A 15,379-nucleotide genomic window follows, 5' to 3' on the forward strand; every position below is an offset into this window, starting at 1 on the left:
CCGCGCGATCTCGGCGAAACGCCGGGCGTCGAACAGGCTCCAGGCCGTGTAGGCGAGGACGCGGCGATCGCCGGCGCCGGCAGGCGCGTGAGCCAGGGGGCCGCCACCGCCACGAGCGCGATCAGGAAAGCGCGGAGAACACCGCCGCGAGCGGCGAGCGGGCGCCGGCCTCGAAGTTCGGCACAGAACGGTTCAGCGAGCCGCAGGACAGATAGGCCGAGAAGAACCCGCCCGCGATGTTGGAGAGGCCTTGGCCGACGAATTCGCGGTTCACGTCGACGCGCTGGCCAGATCGCGCCGCGATGGCCTTCGCGATCGAGACCGACTGCCCGAGCGCGATGATGGCGAGCGCGCCCGCGATCGGCAGCAGTTCGCCGAGCCGCCCGAGCGGCGGGATCGGCAGGGTGAAGCCCGGCAGCGCGGCCGGGATCCCGCCGACGAGCGCGACGTCGGCGTCGCCCCACAGCCGCACGATCGCTTCCGAGAGCGCCCAGCCGGCCAGCAGCCCGCACAGCATGAAGGGCGCCGGCCGCACGAGACGCCGCACCAGGAACGTGACCGCGAGGGTGACGACGGCGATCGCGACGGCCGAGGGGTTGATGAGCCGCCAATAGGTGAACACCGCCTCGACGAGCCCGAAGGGCCCGTGGGCGTTGAGCTGGAGGCCGAGCAGTTCGGGCAGCGCGTAGCAGGCGATGAGCGCGGCCGCCCCGCTCGTGAAGCCGAGCAGCACGGAGGGCGACATGAAGTCGGTGACGAAGCCGAGGCGAAACGCGCCGACGGCGAGCTGGATGACGCCCACCATCGCGGTCACCGCAAGCACGAGCGCGACGTAATCCGGGGTTCCGACGAGCGCGAGCGGACTGAGCGCCGCGACGATCGCGAGCGAATTCGCGTTGGTGGGGCCCGACACGACGTGGAGGCTCGAGCCGAACACCGCCGCGACGATCGTCGGCACGATCGCGCTGAAGACGCCGTAGTGCGGCGGGAGCCCGGCGAGCGTCGCGAAGGCGAGCCCCTGCGGCAGCACGAGAAACGCGCCGAGCAGGCCCGCGAGCGCGTCGGCGCGGGCGGTGCGCGGCGTCACGGCCCGCCACCAGCCGGACGTCAGCCCCATGGGAGCAAGCCGACCGGCGCGGGCCGAACGGAGGCGTCGGCGGAGGGAACAATCAAACGGCGAGGCATTCAGCAGTTTAATTGGAATTACCTAACTGAACACAAGCGCGCATTCGTCTCCGCAGCCTTTGCGTTCAACGAATACCTATAAGATCGATCGGAATTACAGCACGCTGGCGCAATCATGCGGGGAGCGGCGGCGTCTCGGGTCGGTCGCTCACGACATCGGCGCGCGCCTGCAACCTGAGGCCGAACACCGCCACCATCATCATCACCCAGAGCGGGCTGCCCGACTGGAAGAACACGCTCTCCAGACAGGCCTGGAAGATGCCGTAGAGCCAGATGCGGATGAACAGCGTGGTGACGGCCGGATTGTTGTCGGTGCGCTTGGCGCGGGAGACGTCGCGCAGCGGCAGGACCAGGATCCAGGTCAGCGCGAGGATGAAGCCGGGGATGCCGGTCGTGAGCGCGAGGTCAAGAAAGCCGTTGTGGCCGTTGAAGGCCGCATAGGCCCAGTCGCGGCCGCGGCCGGCCTTGGCCAACATCTCGTCGGTCTGCCAGAAGCTCTGGAAGCCGTGGCCCGTCCACGGCTGCTCCGACAACGCCGCGAAGCCCACGCGCCAGACGTCGGATCGGTTGGTGAAGGTCGGGTCGATCCCGAGGCTCGTGACGAACTCGTTGATCGACGGATAGCCGGCCGAGCCGATGGCGATGAAGTTGAACAACGCCGCGCCGCCGAGCACGATCGGCGCGCGCGCGATCGGGAAGCGCTCGAAGATCCAGGCGATGATCAGCACCGCGGGCAGCGAGCCGGTCGCAGCCTTGCCGCCGGTGTGGGCGAGGAAGAACAGCGCGCCGACCACGAGGATCGCGCCGCGGATCTTCATGCCCATCCGCCATGTGAACATGCCGACGAAGGCCGCCAGCACCATCATGGCGGCCGCGACGTTCTTGTGCATGAAGTGGCCGCGCCAGAGGCCGGCGTTGATCGGCTCGCGGATCTCGTCGGCCTGGTGGATGGCGTAGCGCGGCATGAACGCGACGCCCCAGTAGGACAGCGCGAGCATCGCCAGGAACCCGAAGGCCATCAACCGCGCGAACTGGCCGTCGGTGCGCGGCAACAGCAGGAACACGCTGGCGTTGACGATGGTGAGCGTCGCGAGGATGACCTGTTTGACCGCGAGGCCCGCGTTCGACGAGATCACCGAGATCCCGACGAACCACAGCAGCATCATGAAGATGAGGATGCGCGGGCGCATGATCTCGCCGCGCATCGGCGACATGAGGCCCGCGATCCAGGTTGCGCCGGTCAGGCCGAGAAACACCAGCTGGTTGATGCGGTTCGACTTCTCGGCCGCGGCGTCCACCGAGGCGAGCGCCGTGAGGTCGGCGAAGGGCGTGGTGGTGATGAGATAGAATAGCAGCGTCGCGGCGAACAGGAACGCGCCGAAGCCGAAGCCTTCCGTGCTGGCGGCGGCCGGCGGCGAGATCGGCGGGCTGGCGGCGAGCGACATTGCTTCAGGTCCGGGGGCGGCGCGAAGCGCCCGACGGCGTGACTTTAGGGCCCGGCGAAGAAAGCTTGGTTAACAGCTTGCTTCGAAACGCAGACGATCGCTTTTGGCTGTCGTGACGGACGGGGGCCGGGTCACGCCCCTTCGGGCCGCTCGATCAGGAAGTAGGTCGTCGGGCCGTCTTGCGTGACGTTGGAGAGCCGGGTCGACAGCTCGCCGTCGCCGGCGGCCACGGGCGCGCCCACCGCGCCGTCGAGCCCGACGGGCGAAAGCAGCCATGCGCCCTTGCCCGCGAGCCTCACGTCGATCTCGCCGCGGCGGATCAGCACCGGCAGGCGGCCGAAATCCTCGATCGTCTTCTCCGCCGCGTCGCGGAAGCGCATGCCGGAGTTGCGGGCGTCGGTGGCGAAGATCACGAGCAGCTTCCGGCTTTTCGCGACGGGCTCGCCGTCGAGCGAGGAGACCGAGAACAGCGCGCCGACATCGGCCCTCGCCACCGTCAGCGGCCCGATGGAGACCGGCTCGTCGAGCGTCCCGAACGCGATCGCCTTGGTGTTCGGCGCGTCGAGCGTGATGCGGCCGCGGCCCTCGTTCAGCACGATCTCGCCGGTCTGACTGACGGTCCGGCCGGCGGCGGGATCGCCGGCGTCCTTCGGCAGCAGCCCCTTGGCCTTTAGCTCGCCGAAGATTTCGAGCGCCTGCCGCGGGTCGCGCGGCTGGCGCACCGCGAGCTCGCCGGGGGCGATCCTGTCGGCGTCCTTCAGGCCGATCTTCGCGACGAGCGCGAGGCGCGTCAGCGGATCGGCCTCGCGCGACTGCATGGAGTCGGTCAGATCCTGCTCGCCGCGCGCCGCGAAGGGCACGACGGTCTTGGCCTCCGCCACGTCGCCGCGGCGAAACAGCAGCGCCGCCAGCGTCTCGCCGGCGCGCGCCACCGGGTCGAGCGCGATCGCGTAGGGCAGCATCTGGCGCTTGTGGAGATAGGGCTCGCCATAGGCCAGGATGATCGGCCCGTGGGCGTGGCGGCAGATCGCGTCCCAGCCCTGGAGCGCGGCGTAGGCCGGGAACACGAGGCCCGCCTCATAGCGCGAGCGGCTCCAGAACAGGTGGTCGTACTCGGTGATGACGAAGGGCCGGTCGAGCCAGCGCCCGCCCGCCATGGCGCGGACATAGAACGCGCCGTCGCCGATCGAGCTCACCTGACCGATCTTCGAGCCCGGCTGATAGCCCCCGACCCAGTCCTGATAGGCGTTGAGCGCGACGGCGTCCTGGTTCCGGCGCGAGAGCGCGGTCTGCAGGCTCGGCCAGTTGTTGTAAGGCGCGATCGGGCCGGAATAGCCGAGGTCCCGGATCACGCGGGTCATGCGCGCCGCGGCCTTGGTCTCGACGTCGACCAGAAACGCCTGGAAGTCGCGCATGCGCGCGCTCTTCTCGTAGCGGCTCGTCGGCAGGTCGATCGCGCCCGTCTCCAGCTTCTGGCCGGCGCCGAGCCCGCCCCACGCGGTCGACAGCGCATCCGTGGTCCGGTAACGCGCGCGCAGCCAGCCGTTCCATTTCGGCTCGAGCAGCGGGGAATAATGCGGGACGCCGGCTTTTTCGCGCAGGATGCTGTCGAACTCGACGCCGCCCTCGTTGACCGGCACCACCAGGGTCAGCGCCGGATCGTCAATCGGACGCTTGCCGGTGTAAGGATTGAGGCTCCCGAGCGTCATCGTGACGAGCCGGCGCCAGTGCTCGAAGGCGTCGTCGTCGACGAGAACGCGCAGCTTGAGGTCCGAGGACGGATCCCAGCGGTCGTCGAAGCCGCCATAGCCGCCGCGCCAGGAGGTGAGGCCGTCGAGGATCCAGCTGATCCCGTTCTTCTTCAGCGCCGCCATCAGGTAGTTGACGCGGTCGAGCGTGTCCGGGTCGAAATCGAAGTCGCGCTTGCGGCCGAACATCAGCGCGGCGTCGACGAAGTGGAAGCGCGCGAGATCATAGCCGTGGCGCTTCAGCTGGAGCGCGTAGCGGTCGGCGGTCGGCTTGTCGGGAAAGCCTCCGGAGGCCGGGCTCCAGGCGAGCGAGGCGCACATCATCCGGGCGGGCGCCTCCGGCGCGTCGGCGCGCGCGAACCGGCCTTGGGCGTTTACGAGGATGCGGTTCGAGGCCTCGACCGGCGGGCTCTTCAGGATGCGGGAGAAATCCAGCGGGCTGCCGGCCGCGACCTCGAGATTGGTTTCGCGGACAGGAACCCAGTCGTTGGAGGCCGACGTCGCGGGCGGCGCGACGTCGAACGCCGCGAGCGCGACGAGCCCCCCTGCGACCACGACGAAGGCCAGCCAGCGGATCATCCTTGAGCTCCGGTCGGCGCCATGTGAGCGGGCGTGAGGCTAGCTCGCCCGCGCTTCGTCGTAGACCGCGATCGTGGCGTCGACCACCGGCCCCCAGCCATAGGCCTGCTCGGTCTCGACGATCCGAGCGGCGACCGCGGCGGGATCGGGCGGGGTGGTGAGCTTCTCGCGCATCGCGGCGGCGAGCCGGTCGACGTCGCCGAGCGGGAAATAGTCGTCGGGCGGCAGGCGCAGCGCAAGATTGGGCGAGATGTCGCTCGCCAGCACCGGCACGCCGAGCGCCAGCGCCTCGAGCAGCGCGATCGGCATGCCCTCATGGCTCGAAGGCAGCACGAACAGCGCCGCATGGCCGAAGAGCTGCGCGAGCTCCTCGTCCACCTTGAAGCCCGTCATCACGACGCCGGGCGTCGTCTTCGCCGCGGCCTCGACCCGGCGCAAATAGTCGCCGCCATGCTCGGCGTAGCCGACGAGCGCGAGCTTGAAACCGAGGTCGCCGAGCTTGGCGAAGGCCGCGATCAGGTCGAGCTGGCGCTTCTCCGGGACGATGCGCGCCACCATCACGACATAGCGCCCGGACTCGAGGCCGAAGGCCTGAAGCGCCGAGACGTCGTTGGGCTTGCCCGCGACGTCGACGCCGTTCGGGATGAAGCTGACCGGCTTGCCGTAGCGTCGCTCCGCATAGGTCGCGACTTCCTGCGAGATCGCGATGCGGCGGTTTGCGAAGCGCATGCCGAGCCGCTCGCCGAGGCGGAGCGCCGTCTTAGCGAACCGTCCCCATTTCTGCCGGTTGTAGTCGAAGCCGTGATGGGTGACGACGAGCTTCAACCCGAGCGCGCGCGCGACGGGCGCGGCGAGCGAGGGGCCGATGGCGTGGATGTGGACGACGTCCGGATTGAGCCGCCGCGCCGCCACCAGCCCGACGAGCGTGTGGCAGATGGCCTCGAGGCTCGTGCGCTTGGGGCCCAGAGCGGCGTGACCTTGACGCCCTTCCAGACGCGCGGGCCGCCGGCCGGCAGATAGGGCGCGCGACCCAGCACCTCGACGTCCCAGCCGCGCTCGACCAGCCGCACGCTGAGCGCCTGGACATGGGTCTCGACCCCGCCCTGGACGTTCGGCAGGCCGCGCAGCCCGAGGAAGACGACCTTGGGCCGCGAGCCGCTCACGCCGCGACACCGAGGTCGCGGTAAAGCGCGAGAAGCCGGTCGCGATGCGCGTTCTGCGAGAAGTCGGCGAGCACCCATTCGCGGCCCGCCGCGCCCATGCGCCGGCGCTCTCCGGAGCGGAGCGCGGCCATGCGCGACATCGCGCCCGCGAGATCCTCGACGTCGCCGGAGCGCGCGAGCAATCCCGTCTCGCCCTCGCGGACGAGCTCGGGGATGCCGCCGATGCGGGCGCCCAGAATCGGCGTTCCGAGTCCGTAGGCTTCGAGCACGCTCATCGGCGCGTTCTCGTACCATTCGGAGGGAAGCACAAGCGCCCTCGATTCACCTATGAGTTGCAGAAGGGGTTGTCCCGAGACGTAGCCGAGGAACGTGACGGGCGCGTCGAGTTCGGCGGCGAGGCGCTTCAGCGCCGCCTCCTCCGGTCCCGTCCCTGCGATCATGACGCGTTCACCGGACATCGCGGCGGCGCGCACGAGCGTCGAAAGGCCCTTCTCATGGCCGAGACGGCCGGCGAAGACGAAATGGTCGCCCTCGTCCCAGTCTGAGCGCATGGCGGCGGCGTCGACGAAGTTCGGCACATAGGCGATGCGGGCCGGATCCCAGCCCCATTCGGCGAGCTTCTCGCGGTAGAAGCGGCTCGGCGCCACAACGCGGTCGACCTTGTCGCGGTAGAGGCCAAGCGCGCGATGCGTCATGGTCTCGACCATCACGAGGCCGCTCAGCGCGACCGAGCCCTTGATGCAGCGGTTGACCAGCACGTTGTGCACGCGCCCGCCCTTGCAGCGCTCGCAGACGCCGTCATGCGACAGCATCTTGTAGGCCGGGCAGGCGAGCTTGAGGTCGTGCGCCGTCATCACCGTCGGCACGCCGGCGCGCTTGAGCGTGTCGAAGATCGACGGCGAGATGTGGTGATAGACGTTGTGGGCGTGGGCGAGCGCCGGCGGGGCGCTCTCGATCAGCGCCTTCAGCTTCCGGCGCGCCTCGAACGAATAGATGATCTTGGCGGCTTGCGCGGCCTTGGTCAGCGGCCCGCTCTCGCGCCCGTATTCGATCTCGGACACGAAATAGCGGGCGTAGGCGCTGTTGTCGTTTTCGGGGTGCTGCATCGCGAAGGGCACGACGTCCCAGCCGATCTCCGAAAACATCCTCATCTGGTCGAGGAACACGGCCTCGGCCCCGCCCCGGCGATAGAAGTAGTTGTTGATGGCGAGGAGCCGCGGCGCGCTCACGCGGCGAGCCCCAGCCGGTTAAGCGCGGCGTCCACGGTCTCGACGACGCAGCCCTTGGCCACGGCATGGCCGACGAGGCGGTCGAGCGTCTCGGGGCGGCAACCGTAGTCGGTCGGAGTCTCGGCGACGTCGTGGGTGAAGAAGATCAGCCAGCCCGGCTCGCGCGCGACCTCCTCGATGCGCGCGGTCAGCGCGAGCTCTCTTCCGGCTGGCGGATCTCGACGGCGTTCAGGAAATTGAGGTCGGTCGGCCCGCGGTTGATCCTGTCGCCGCCGCGCGGCAGGTGCGGTATCGCCGGCCGAGTTCGGGAAGCGCCGGGATCGAGCCCGCATTGTAAGGGAACGCGAAGTTGCGCCGCGCCCGCGCGCCCTCGATCTCCGAGATAGGCGGCGTTGCGGTCGAGGTCGGCGGCGAGCGCCGAAGGACCGAGCCGGCGGACGGCGTCATGCGCGTAGGTGTGGCAGCCGATCTCGTGGCCGCGCGCGGCGAGCTCTCGGCAGCCGTCGAGGTCGATCAGCGTCCGGCCCGGCTCGACGCGGCCGGCGAGACCGCCGGCGATGTAGAACGAGCCGCGCACGCCGTGCGCCTCGAGAATGCGGGCGCCGGCCGTCAGCGCGGTGTCGGGCACGTCGTCGAAGGTGAAGGAGACGATGGGGGTCGCGGTCGCGACGATCGCCGGCCGATAGGCCCTGAGCCGCAGCGCCTTGTTGGTCGCGCGGCCGTAGAGATCGTCGAGCTTTTCAATCATCCCCACGGCGTCGGGCCCAGTTCGAGCGGCCGAACCGCCTCGGCCCCTCGGATGAGAGGACGGCGGCCCGGGCCAAGCGTTATCGCGCCTGCAAGTTAAGATTGTCGCCTTGCGATCGCCGACAGACCGTTAAAATCGTCGCTATCGCGCTGACGCGTCAGGACTGTCGCAGCATCCGCCGATAGGCGCCGAGGAAGCCGAAGGCGAGCGCCAGCGCGACGCCGAAGCCGATCCCGAAGATCGCGCCGCCGGCCGCGAGATAGCGTGCGCGGCGGGTAGCTGCGGCGCTCCGGCGGAACCGCGGTCGAGATCACGCGCGTGTTCGTGGCGTCGACCTGCTCGCGCTGCGTCGCCTCGCCGGCGCGGTGAGGAAGGCCTGATAGATCGAGCCCTTGGCCTGCGCGTCGCGCTCGAGCTCGCGCAGCTTCACCTGCGCCTCGTCGTCGACCGAGACCGAGCTGCGGGCCTTCTCGGTGTCCTTGGTCAGGATCTGGAGCGTCTGGCGCGACTGGTCGAGGTCGACCTTGGCCGCCGTCATCATGCGCTGGGTCTCGTTGTAGACCTCGCGCTCGATGGCCTTGAGCTGGGTGCGGATCGTGGTGAGCGCCGGGTGCCGCGGCCCGTAGGTCAGCGACATCGACTCAACCTGGCGCTTCAGCTCGGCGTATTGCACGCGCAGCTGCGTGAGCGTCGGAGACTGCAGCGAGCTCGACGGATCGAGCGCGCCTGCGCGCGCGGCCTCGGTGAGCTGGCGATAGCGCGAGGCGGCCTCGGTCTCGCGCGCCTGGGCGTCGATGAGCTTGGCGTTGATCTGCTGCATCGACTGGGTGCTGACGAGCGTGTTGGCGGCGCTCTGCTGCAGGTTGTTCTGGCGGCGGAAGGCCTGGACCTTGTCCTCGGCCGCCGACACCGCGGCCTTCAGGCCCGCGAGACGGTCGTTCAGCGTCTCGGCCGCCTGCGCCGCGCCGCTCGCCTCGCCGCGGGCGAGCTCCTGGCGGAACGCTTCGGCGAGCGCGTCGGCGACGCGCACCGACTTGTTCGGATCCCAGGTCCAGACCGCGGCGGTCACGAGATAGGAGCGGTCCTGCCGCCCGACCTTGATGCGGTCGGAGAGCTCGCGCATCACCGGAACGATCGGGTCCTCGGCCTCCTTCTTCGGCGCGAGCGCGGCGCGGATGTCCCACCATTTCGGCGGGGCGTTGAATTCGTCGTCATGGACGAGGTCGAGCTTCTCGGCGACGCGGCGCAGCACATTGCCCGACGTCATCACGCGCATGCGGCTCTCGACCTCGAGGATCTGCGCGTCGCTCTGCATGCCCTGGGCGTAAAGGTCGTTGCTCACGACCTGCAGGTTCGAGGGCGGAACCAGGATGTCGGTGTAGACCGTGTAGCGGGGCTGGGCGAGCATGCCGAAGGCCACGCCCGCAGCGAGGCCCGCAAGGCCGCCGAGCACGATCCAGCGCTTGCCCGCCAGGAGCCAGTCGACGACGTCGTCGGGCTCGATCTGCGGCAGGCGCACGAACTTCGTACGGGCGGGCGCGGCGGCGGGAGCCATCGCAGGAGCCGGGGCCGCGGCAGGCGCAGGAGCCGCTCTCGCCGCAGGCGCGGGCGCAGGCGTCTCGGCCTCGCGCCAGGCCGTGTCGGACCGCGCCTCGTCCTCGAACTCACGGACGCCGGGGCGGGCGGGATAAGGCTTGGGCGCATAGCGCTGGGAGCGGCCGGCGAAGCTCCAGCCGCGAGCGGCCTCGCGCGGAGCGACGGGGAGCGGTTCCGGCCCGGGGCGCGCGGCTCCGGCGCGGGCGCGTGCTCGAACGCATCCCGCTTCGCGGCCCTTGCGGCGTCCCGCAGCGTATACATCCCGACGCGCTCTCCAGACCCTCGGAAGGCGCAGCCCAAGGGGCCTGCCCGCCGTCATCGAGACATGATCCTAAAAGAGGCAGCCAGAACATTTGGTTAACAATAACGCAGGCGTCGCCGCCGGCGCTTTATCAAACCATAACGCCTCCGGGAGTAGAAACCGCGGCGTGCCTCAGATCCAGACCCATATCGCCCGCGTGCGCCGGCTCGCTCCGATCGGGCTTTCCTACATGGCCTCGAGCGGTTCGCTGGTGGCGGCGAACGCCGCGCAGCTTCTCACCTTCGCGCTGCTGGCGCGCTGGCTCGGGCCCTCGCAGTTCGGCCTCTACGTGCAGGTCACCGCCATCACGACGGTCGCGGTCCATCTCTGCGGGCTCGGCGCGAACGACTGCCTGATCCGCCGCGTCGCGCGCGACCGCGCGATGTATCCGACGATGCTCGGCCACACGCTGACCTTGGTCGCGATCACCGGGGCCGCGCTCGTCGCGATCGGCATGGGCGCGCTGCCCTTCATCATCACGGTCGACGAGGATCCGGTCCGCAACGTCGTGGCGATCGCGTTCCTGCTCGTCACCAACATCGTGCTGGTGCGCGTCATCCTGCTCACCGAGCAGGCCTATATCAGCCACTCGATGTTCGCCGAAGCCAACCGCTCGGTGATCTTCTTCGCGCTCGCCCGCACCGCGACCGCGGCGCTCGCCTGCCCGATCTTCGGCGTCACGACGCTCGAAGGCTGGACCGCCTGGCAGTTCGGCGGCCATGTCGTGGTGGCGGCCTATTTCGCCTGGAAGACGCGCGAGCTCGGCCGCCCGAAATTCGGGATCGTGCGCGATGAGGTGAAGCCCGGCGTGTTCTTCAGCTCGCAGTTCATCTTCCGCGCGATCCGCCAGAACTGCGACCTGTTCATCCTCGGCCTCGTCTCCTCGATCGAGGTCGTGGGCAGCTACGGCGTCGCCCGGCGCATCCTCGACTCCAGCTACCTGACGATCGACGCGCTGAACCGCCTCGTCTATCCGCGGTTTGCGGTCGCGAGCCAGCACGGCGTCCACAACGCGCTGCCGATGCTCTGGAAGGTGCTGGCCGGCGCGGTGGTGCTCGGCCTCGGCACGGGCTCGGCCTCTTCATCATGGCGCCGCTGCTCCCTTATCTCTTCGGCCACGAATACGTCTCGCTCGTGCCCTTCGTGCGCACGATGTGCTGGCTGATCGTGTTCGTGGCGATCTGGTCGGTCGCCATGGACCTGCTCGGCGCCTCGAGCCATCAGGGCGCGCGCGCGCTGATCGTCAACACCGCGAGCATCTTGGGCGCAGGGCTCGTGGCCTTCGGCACCTGGTGGTGGCCGCCGACCGGCACCTTCATCTCGCTCTACGTGACCGAGATCGGCGTGACGATCGCCACCTGGGCGATGCTCATGCACATGGCGCGCAAGAGCGAGGCGGCCGCCAAGGCCAAGGAACAGGCCAAGGACGAGGCCGAAGGCATGGCGGCGAAGCCGGCCTGACGCTCCAAACGGTCTCAAGACGCCGTCGGCGCATGAAAAAGCCCGGCGCGTCGGGGGGGCGCGCCGGGCTTCTTATCAGACGAAACGCGTCGGGGGAGCGCGTTTCACATCATAGACGCGCGAGCCGGCGGAAGGTTCCGGCCTCGCGCGGATCTTTTGCGATCGACGTTGTTTTACGCCGCCAGCGCGCTCCCCTCGCCCGTCGCGATCGCGGTTCCGCCGCGGGATCGACGCCGGCGCCTGACGCGTGCTCAGGCGCGGCCGGGGAGCTGCTTGCTCTCGATCCAGGCTTCGGGCTTCAGCCGCGGATGGAAGAAGCCGAGCGGCAGGGCCGCGGCGTGGAACAGCCAGGCGACCACGGCGTAGACGCCGAGCGACAGGCTCTTCTGCTTGAGGCTCATCGCGGCGACCGGCAGGGCCAGGATCGCGAGCGACGCCGCAAGTCCGAGCGCAAGGCTCGGCGCGAGCAGCGGCGCGACGAGCACGGCCGCGATCCAGCCGTAGACGCCCGCCCAGAGCCTGAGTTCCGGCAGCTCCTTCAGGAGCATGCCGAAATAGGGCTTGCCCCAGGCCGCGCGCAGCAGCTCGCCGACGCCGCGCAAATATTTGGACTTCCACCGCCGCACCAGCAGCGCATAGGCGTTGAGCGTATGCCCGAAGTGCTGGACGAACGGCCGGTCGAGCCGGTGCAGCGTGAAGCCGAGCGCGCGCAGGCGGACGCCGATCGAACTCCTCGTAGCCATGGAGGTTGCGGTCGGAGAAGTAGCCGGCCTTCTCCACCGCCTCGCGCCGATAAAGGCCGCCGCCGTTCATCCGGTCGATCGCGCCGGTCCGGTTCTCGGGCGAGGCGCGGCGCACGCGGCGGGTGAATTCGAGGTTCTCGACGTTCATCTCGACCACATGGCCGGTGACGCCCGCGCAATCCGGATGGGCCGCGAGATAGCCGAGCGCCTCCTGCAGGAAGCCCGGATCGAGGATCATGTCGCCGTCCATCAGGCACACGAACTCGCAGCCGCTGTACTGAAACCCGAGCTGGGGGCCGAGACCGCAGCTCGGCCGCGCCGGGGCGACGATCTGGACGACCTTGGCGTCGTAGCCGGACGCGATCTCGACAGTACGGTCGCGCGAGCCGCTGTCGGCGACGATGACCTCGCCGCCGCCGACCGCCTGAAGCGCCTCGAGCGCGCTCTCGATCGCGGCGGCGATGCGCTTCTCTTCGTTCAGGGTCTTCATGATGACCGAGACTGACATGATCGAAGGTCCGAGTGGGCGGGCCGCAGGCGGCCGCGATCGCCCCCATCGTGACGCGGCCCGCTTTAGAAAGCGTGGAAGCCGATCGATAAATTGCGAGGCGTTCCGGTCACGTTTTCCAGATCGGCCCTAGGTAGGGTCGCGACGCTGGAGGGGGAAAACCGCATGGGGGAGAAACGAACCCGAAACCCCCGCGCCGATGTCAGTCCAATTCGTTTCAAAATTTAATGGTCGGTCAACTAGGCCCGGAACGATCGTTTGCCTCGCCCCGACCACAGGCACAGGATGCGCGGCGACGGGGCGACGCGCAGAGCGCCGCCTTGGCGGGACATCTCAAGGCGCACCGATGACGCATGACGCTCTCCAACTGCAGGGCTCCGGCCCCGCAGCGCGGCAGGCCGCACGGCTCCTTCCGGCGCGCCGCGTGTTCGGCGCGGACGCGCAACGCTTCGCGATCCGCGTCCATGACGACGTCACGGCCCTGCCCGCCCACTGGCCGCGCAGCAGCCGGGAGTACGAAGGCCGCTGCCACGTCTTCCAGACCGTCGAATTCCTGGAAGGTCTGGGTCGAGACCTTCGGCCGCGCGGCCCGGGCCCGGACCTATTTCGTCGAGGTGCGCGACGCCGACGGCGCGCTCGCGATGCTCGTCCCCTTCGCGATCACGCGCCGGGCCGGCGCGCGCGCGCTCTCCTTCGTCGACGGCGGCGCGGCCGACTACAACGCCCCCGCTGTTCGAAACGCCGTGGGAATGGTCGCCCCGCAACGCCAACGAGGCGTGGAGCGCGATCAAGACCGCGCTGCCGGCCTTCGACGTCGCGCTGTTCGACAAGATGCCGGCGGAGGTCGGCGGAATCGTCAATCCGTTCCACCTCCTCGCCACCGGCGAGAACCCCGAATCCTGCCACGCCACCGACCTGACGAAGCCCTGGGCCGTGGTCGAGAAGGGTCAGGTCTTCTACGGCAAGCGCCTGCGCCGCATCGCCTCGCTGCAGGAGACCGTGCCGGTCGAGATGCTCGTCGCCGAGGACAAGGCGGGCCGCGACCGCATCCTCGCGGCGCTGCTCGAGCAGAAGCAGAAGCGGTTCGAGGAGACCCGGGTGCCGGGCTTCGACGCCCAGCCCGAAAAGCGCGAATTCTACGAGCGCGCGACCGAAGCGATGGCCGAGTCCGGCGCGCTCCACCTCTCGGCGCTGTCGTTCGGCGGCGACATCGTGGCGGCGCAATGGAGCCTGATCCACGATCGCCGCTACTACGCGCTCGTCGGCAGCTTCGACGGCAGCGTCTACGGGCGTTATTCGCCTGGCAAGGTTCTCTACCTCATGCTGATCAAGCGCCTTCACGAGGCGGGCGTGGAGACCGCCGACCTCGGGGTGGGCGACGAGGCCTACAAGAAAGACCATTGCGACGTGACGATCGCGCTCTCCGTGATGACGGAGGCGCAGAGTCTCCTGGGGAGGCTCTATCTCGCGCGCGCCGAAGGTCTGAAGCGGCTGCGGGCGTCCGCGCTCTGGCAGAAGTTGCGGCCGTTGAAGTGGGTCATGCTTCGCAAGCTCCGCCGCGAGACGGAGCCTGTCGCCGAAGGGGCGCAGGACAAGTCATGAGCGAAATCGTCGTCGCAGCCGAAACCGAAACCGCCGTCGACGTCGCCATCATCGGCGCAGGCGCGGCCGGCGCGACAGCCGCCGGCATGCTCGCCAAACGCGGGATCTCGGTCGCGCTGATCGCGAGCCACCACCGGCATCCGCCCGAATATCGCGCCGAGAAGATCGGCGAGGCCCAGATCGCGATGATCGACGAGGCGGGCCTCGGCGCGGCGGCGCGCTCGGTCTTCACCGCTTTCGACGGCTGCTGGCTGCGCCGCTTCGGCCACATCGTCGAACGCGACCCGAAGCGCGAATATGGCGGCGACTACGGCGCCGTCGTGGACGCGATGCGCGGCGCGCTGCCGGCGGGCGTGGCGCAGATCGTCGGCCGGGTGGAGACGATCGAGACCGGACCCGACCAGCAGTTCCTGAGGCTCGCGGACGGCCGATCGGTCCGCTCGCGCCTGCTCGTGATGTCGACCGGCCTCAGCGAAGCGGCGCTGAAGAAGGCCGGCATGAGCCGCGACGTCTACAGCCGGCACCATTCGCTGACCGCAGGCTTCGACCTGTCGCGCCCGCCGTCCGACTTTCCGTTCCCCTCGCTGGTGTGGGCCGGCGACGGCCCGAGCGACAAGCTCGCCTATCTCACCCTGTTCCCGATCGGGAACGCGATGCGCGCCAACCTCTTCGTCTACCGCTCGCCCTTCGAGGACTGGACGCGGGAGCTCCGCGACGACCCGAACAGGACGCTGAACGAGATGATGCCGGCGTTCCGGCGCGAATACGGCGAGCTTGCGGTCTCCGGCCCGGTGATGATCCGCCCGATCGACCTCGCCCGCAGCTCGACATCGAGCGCGACGGCGTGGTGGCGGTGGGCGACGCCTTCATGACCGTCTGCCCGATCACCGGCACCGGCATGGACAAGGCGCTGAACGACGCCGTGATCCTCGCCCGCGACCACATCCCCGAATGGCTGAAGACGCCCGGCATGTCGGCCGCCAAGCTCGCGAGCTTCTACGCCGACCCGGCCAAGCGCGCGCGCGACGCCAACGCCGAGAAGATCAGCGTCGAATCGCGCTCGATCCGCTT

11 protein-coding genes and 2 pseudogenes are annotated in these 15,379 nt (G+C 69.4%); 4 read left to right on the plus strand and 9 right to left on the minus strand.

Translation table 11 applies throughout. The annotated features are described in order from the left end of the window. Positions 1 to 121: 121 nt before the first annotated feature. From K6K41_RS05585 to K6K41_RS05620, 8 genes and pseudogenes are all read right to left on the minus strand, one after another. Positions 122 to 1,117, minus strand: a complete 996-nt coding sequence (locus tag K6K41_RS05585) for a SulP family inorganic anion transporter (protein WP_261404244.1) — start codon at positions 1,115 to 1,117, stop codon at positions 122 to 124. Positions 1,118 to 1,298: 181 nt separating this feature from the next. Continuing rightward, entirely contained in the window at positions 1,299 to 2,630 is a 1,332-nt protein-coding gene (locus K6K41_RS05590) for an O-antigen ligase family protein (RefSeq protein ID WP_261404245.1), read from the minus strand. 131 nt (positions 2,631 to 2,761) lie between these two features. Further along, positions 2,762 to 4,957, minus strand: a complete 2,196-nt coding sequence (locus K6K41_RS05595; protein ID WP_261404246.1) for a glycoside hydrolase — start codon at positions 4,955 to 4,957, stop codon at positions 2,762 to 2,764. Positions 4,958 to 4,996: 39 nt separating this feature from the next. After that, positions 4,997 to 5,893 carry a glycosyltransferase family 4 protein gene (locus tag K6K41_RS05600; protein WP_346433452.1) on the minus strand — a complete coding sequence of 299 codons (897 nt, stop codon included), beginning with the start codon at positions 5,891 to 5,893 and terminating at the stop codon, positions 4,997 to 4,999. Beyond that, complete coding sequence (locus K6K41_RS29935) at positions 5,779 to 6,120, minus strand: glycosyltransferase (RefSeq protein WP_346433453.1); 342 nt, start codon at positions 6,118 to 6,120, stop codon at positions 5,779 to 5,781. Before K6K41_RS29935 ends, K6K41_RS05600 begins: the two co-directional genes overlap by 115 nt. Next, positions 6,117 to 7,349, minus strand: coding sequence for a glycosyltransferase family 4 protein (locus K6K41_RS05610; RefSeq protein WP_261404247.1), 1,233 nt, complete (start codon positions 7,347 to 7,349; stop codon positions 6,117 to 6,119). The genes K6K41_RS29935 and K6K41_RS05610 overlap by 4 nt, the downstream gene beginning before the upstream one ends. Continuing rightward, positions 7,346 to 8,097, minus strand: a pseudogene (locus K6K41_RS05615) (polysaccharide deacetylase family protein). The gene K6K41_RS05610 and the pseudogene K6K41_RS05615 overlap by 4 nt, the downstream one beginning before the upstream one ends. A 310-nt stretch (positions 8,098 to 8,407) precedes the next feature. After that, positions 8,408 to 10,012 carry a GumC family protein gene (locus K6K41_RS05620; protein WP_261404248.1) on the minus strand — a complete coding sequence of 535 codons (1,605 nt, stop codon included), beginning with the start codon at positions 10,010 to 10,012 and terminating at the stop codon, positions 8,408 to 8,410. 109 nt (positions 10,013 to 10,121) lie between these two features. On the opposite strand from K6K41_RS05620, the gene K6K41_RS05625 reads away from it, so the two are divergent. Both K6K41_RS05625 and K6K41_RS29280 read left to right on the plus strand, forming a co-directional pair. Next, entirely contained in the window at positions 10,122 to 11,159 is a 1,038-nt protein-coding gene (locus K6K41_RS05625) for a lipopolysaccharide biosynthesis protein (protein WP_315855141.1), read from the plus strand. Beyond that, positions 11,081 to 11,455, plus strand: a complete 375-nt coding sequence (locus K6K41_RS29280; RefSeq protein WP_315855143.1) for a polysaccharide biosynthesis protein — start codon at positions 11,081 to 11,083, stop codon at positions 11,453 to 11,455. The genes K6K41_RS05625 and K6K41_RS29280 overlap by 79 nt, the downstream gene beginning before the upstream one ends. 251 nt (positions 11,456 to 11,706) lie before the next feature. On the opposite strand, the pseudogene K6K41_RS05630 reads toward K6K41_RS29280, so the two are convergent. Continuing rightward, positions 11,707 to 12,706 (minus strand): annotated as a pseudogene (locus tag K6K41_RS05630) (glycosyltransferase family 2 protein). A gap of 831 nt (positions 12,707 to 13,537) precedes the next feature. Here K6K41_RS05630 and K6K41_RS05635 point away from each other — a divergent pair. Together K6K41_RS05635 and K6K41_RS05640 are read left to right on the plus strand one after the other, a co-directional pair. Beyond that, positions 13,538 to 14,308: a GNAT family N-acetyltransferase gene (locus K6K41_RS05635; RefSeq protein ID WP_261404249.1), complete on the plus strand. Its 771-nt coding sequence runs from the start codon at positions 13,538 to 13,540 to the stop codon at positions 14,306 to 14,308. Next, complete coding sequence (locus K6K41_RS05640; protein WP_261404250.1) at positions 14,305 to 15,180, plus strand: FAD-dependent oxidoreductase; 876 nt, start codon at positions 14,305 to 14,307, stop codon at positions 15,178 to 15,180. The genes K6K41_RS05635 and K6K41_RS05640 overlap by 4 nt, the downstream gene beginning before the upstream one ends. Positions 15,181 to 15,379 lie beyond the last annotated feature (199 nt).

The sequence above is a fragment of the Chenggangzhangella methanolivorans genome, assembly GCF_019797865.1.
In the GTDB taxonomy this organism is placed as follows: domain Bacteria; phylum Pseudomonadota; class Alphaproteobacteria; order Rhizobiales; family Methylopilaceae; genus Methylopila; species Methylopila methanolivorans.

Bases quoted from the DNA above. Each gene is read 5' to 3' on its own strand.
- K6K41_RS05585 (WP_261404244.1), bottom strand. From the start codon at position 1,117: ATGGGGCTGACGTCCGGCTGGTGGCGGGCCGTGACGCCGCGCACCGCC.
- K6K41_RS05590 (WP_261404245.1), bottom strand. From the start codon at position 2,630: ATGTCGCTCGCCGCCAGCCCGCCGATCTCGCCGCCGGCCGCCGCCAGC.
- K6K41_RS05595 (WP_261404246.1), bottom strand. From the start codon at position 4,957: ATGATCCGCTGGCTGGCCTTCGTCGTGGTCGCAGGGGGGCTCGTCGCG.
- K6K41_RS05620 (WP_261404248.1), bottom strand. From the start codon at position 10,012: ATGACGGCGGGCAGGCCCCTTGGGCTGCGCCTTCCGAGGGTCTGGAGA.
- K6K41_RS29280 (WP_315855143.1), top strand. From the start codon at position 11,081: ATGGCGCCGCTGCTCCCTTATCTCTTCGGCCACGAATACGTCTCGCTC.
- K6K41_RS05635 (WP_261404249.1), top strand. From the start codon at position 13,538: ATGCCGGCGGAGGTCGGCGGAATCGTCAATCCGTTCCACCTCCTCGCC.
- K6K41_RS05640 (WP_261404250.1), top strand. From the start codon at position 14,305: ATGAGCGAAATCGTCGTCGCAGCCGAAACCGAAACCGCCGTCGACGTC.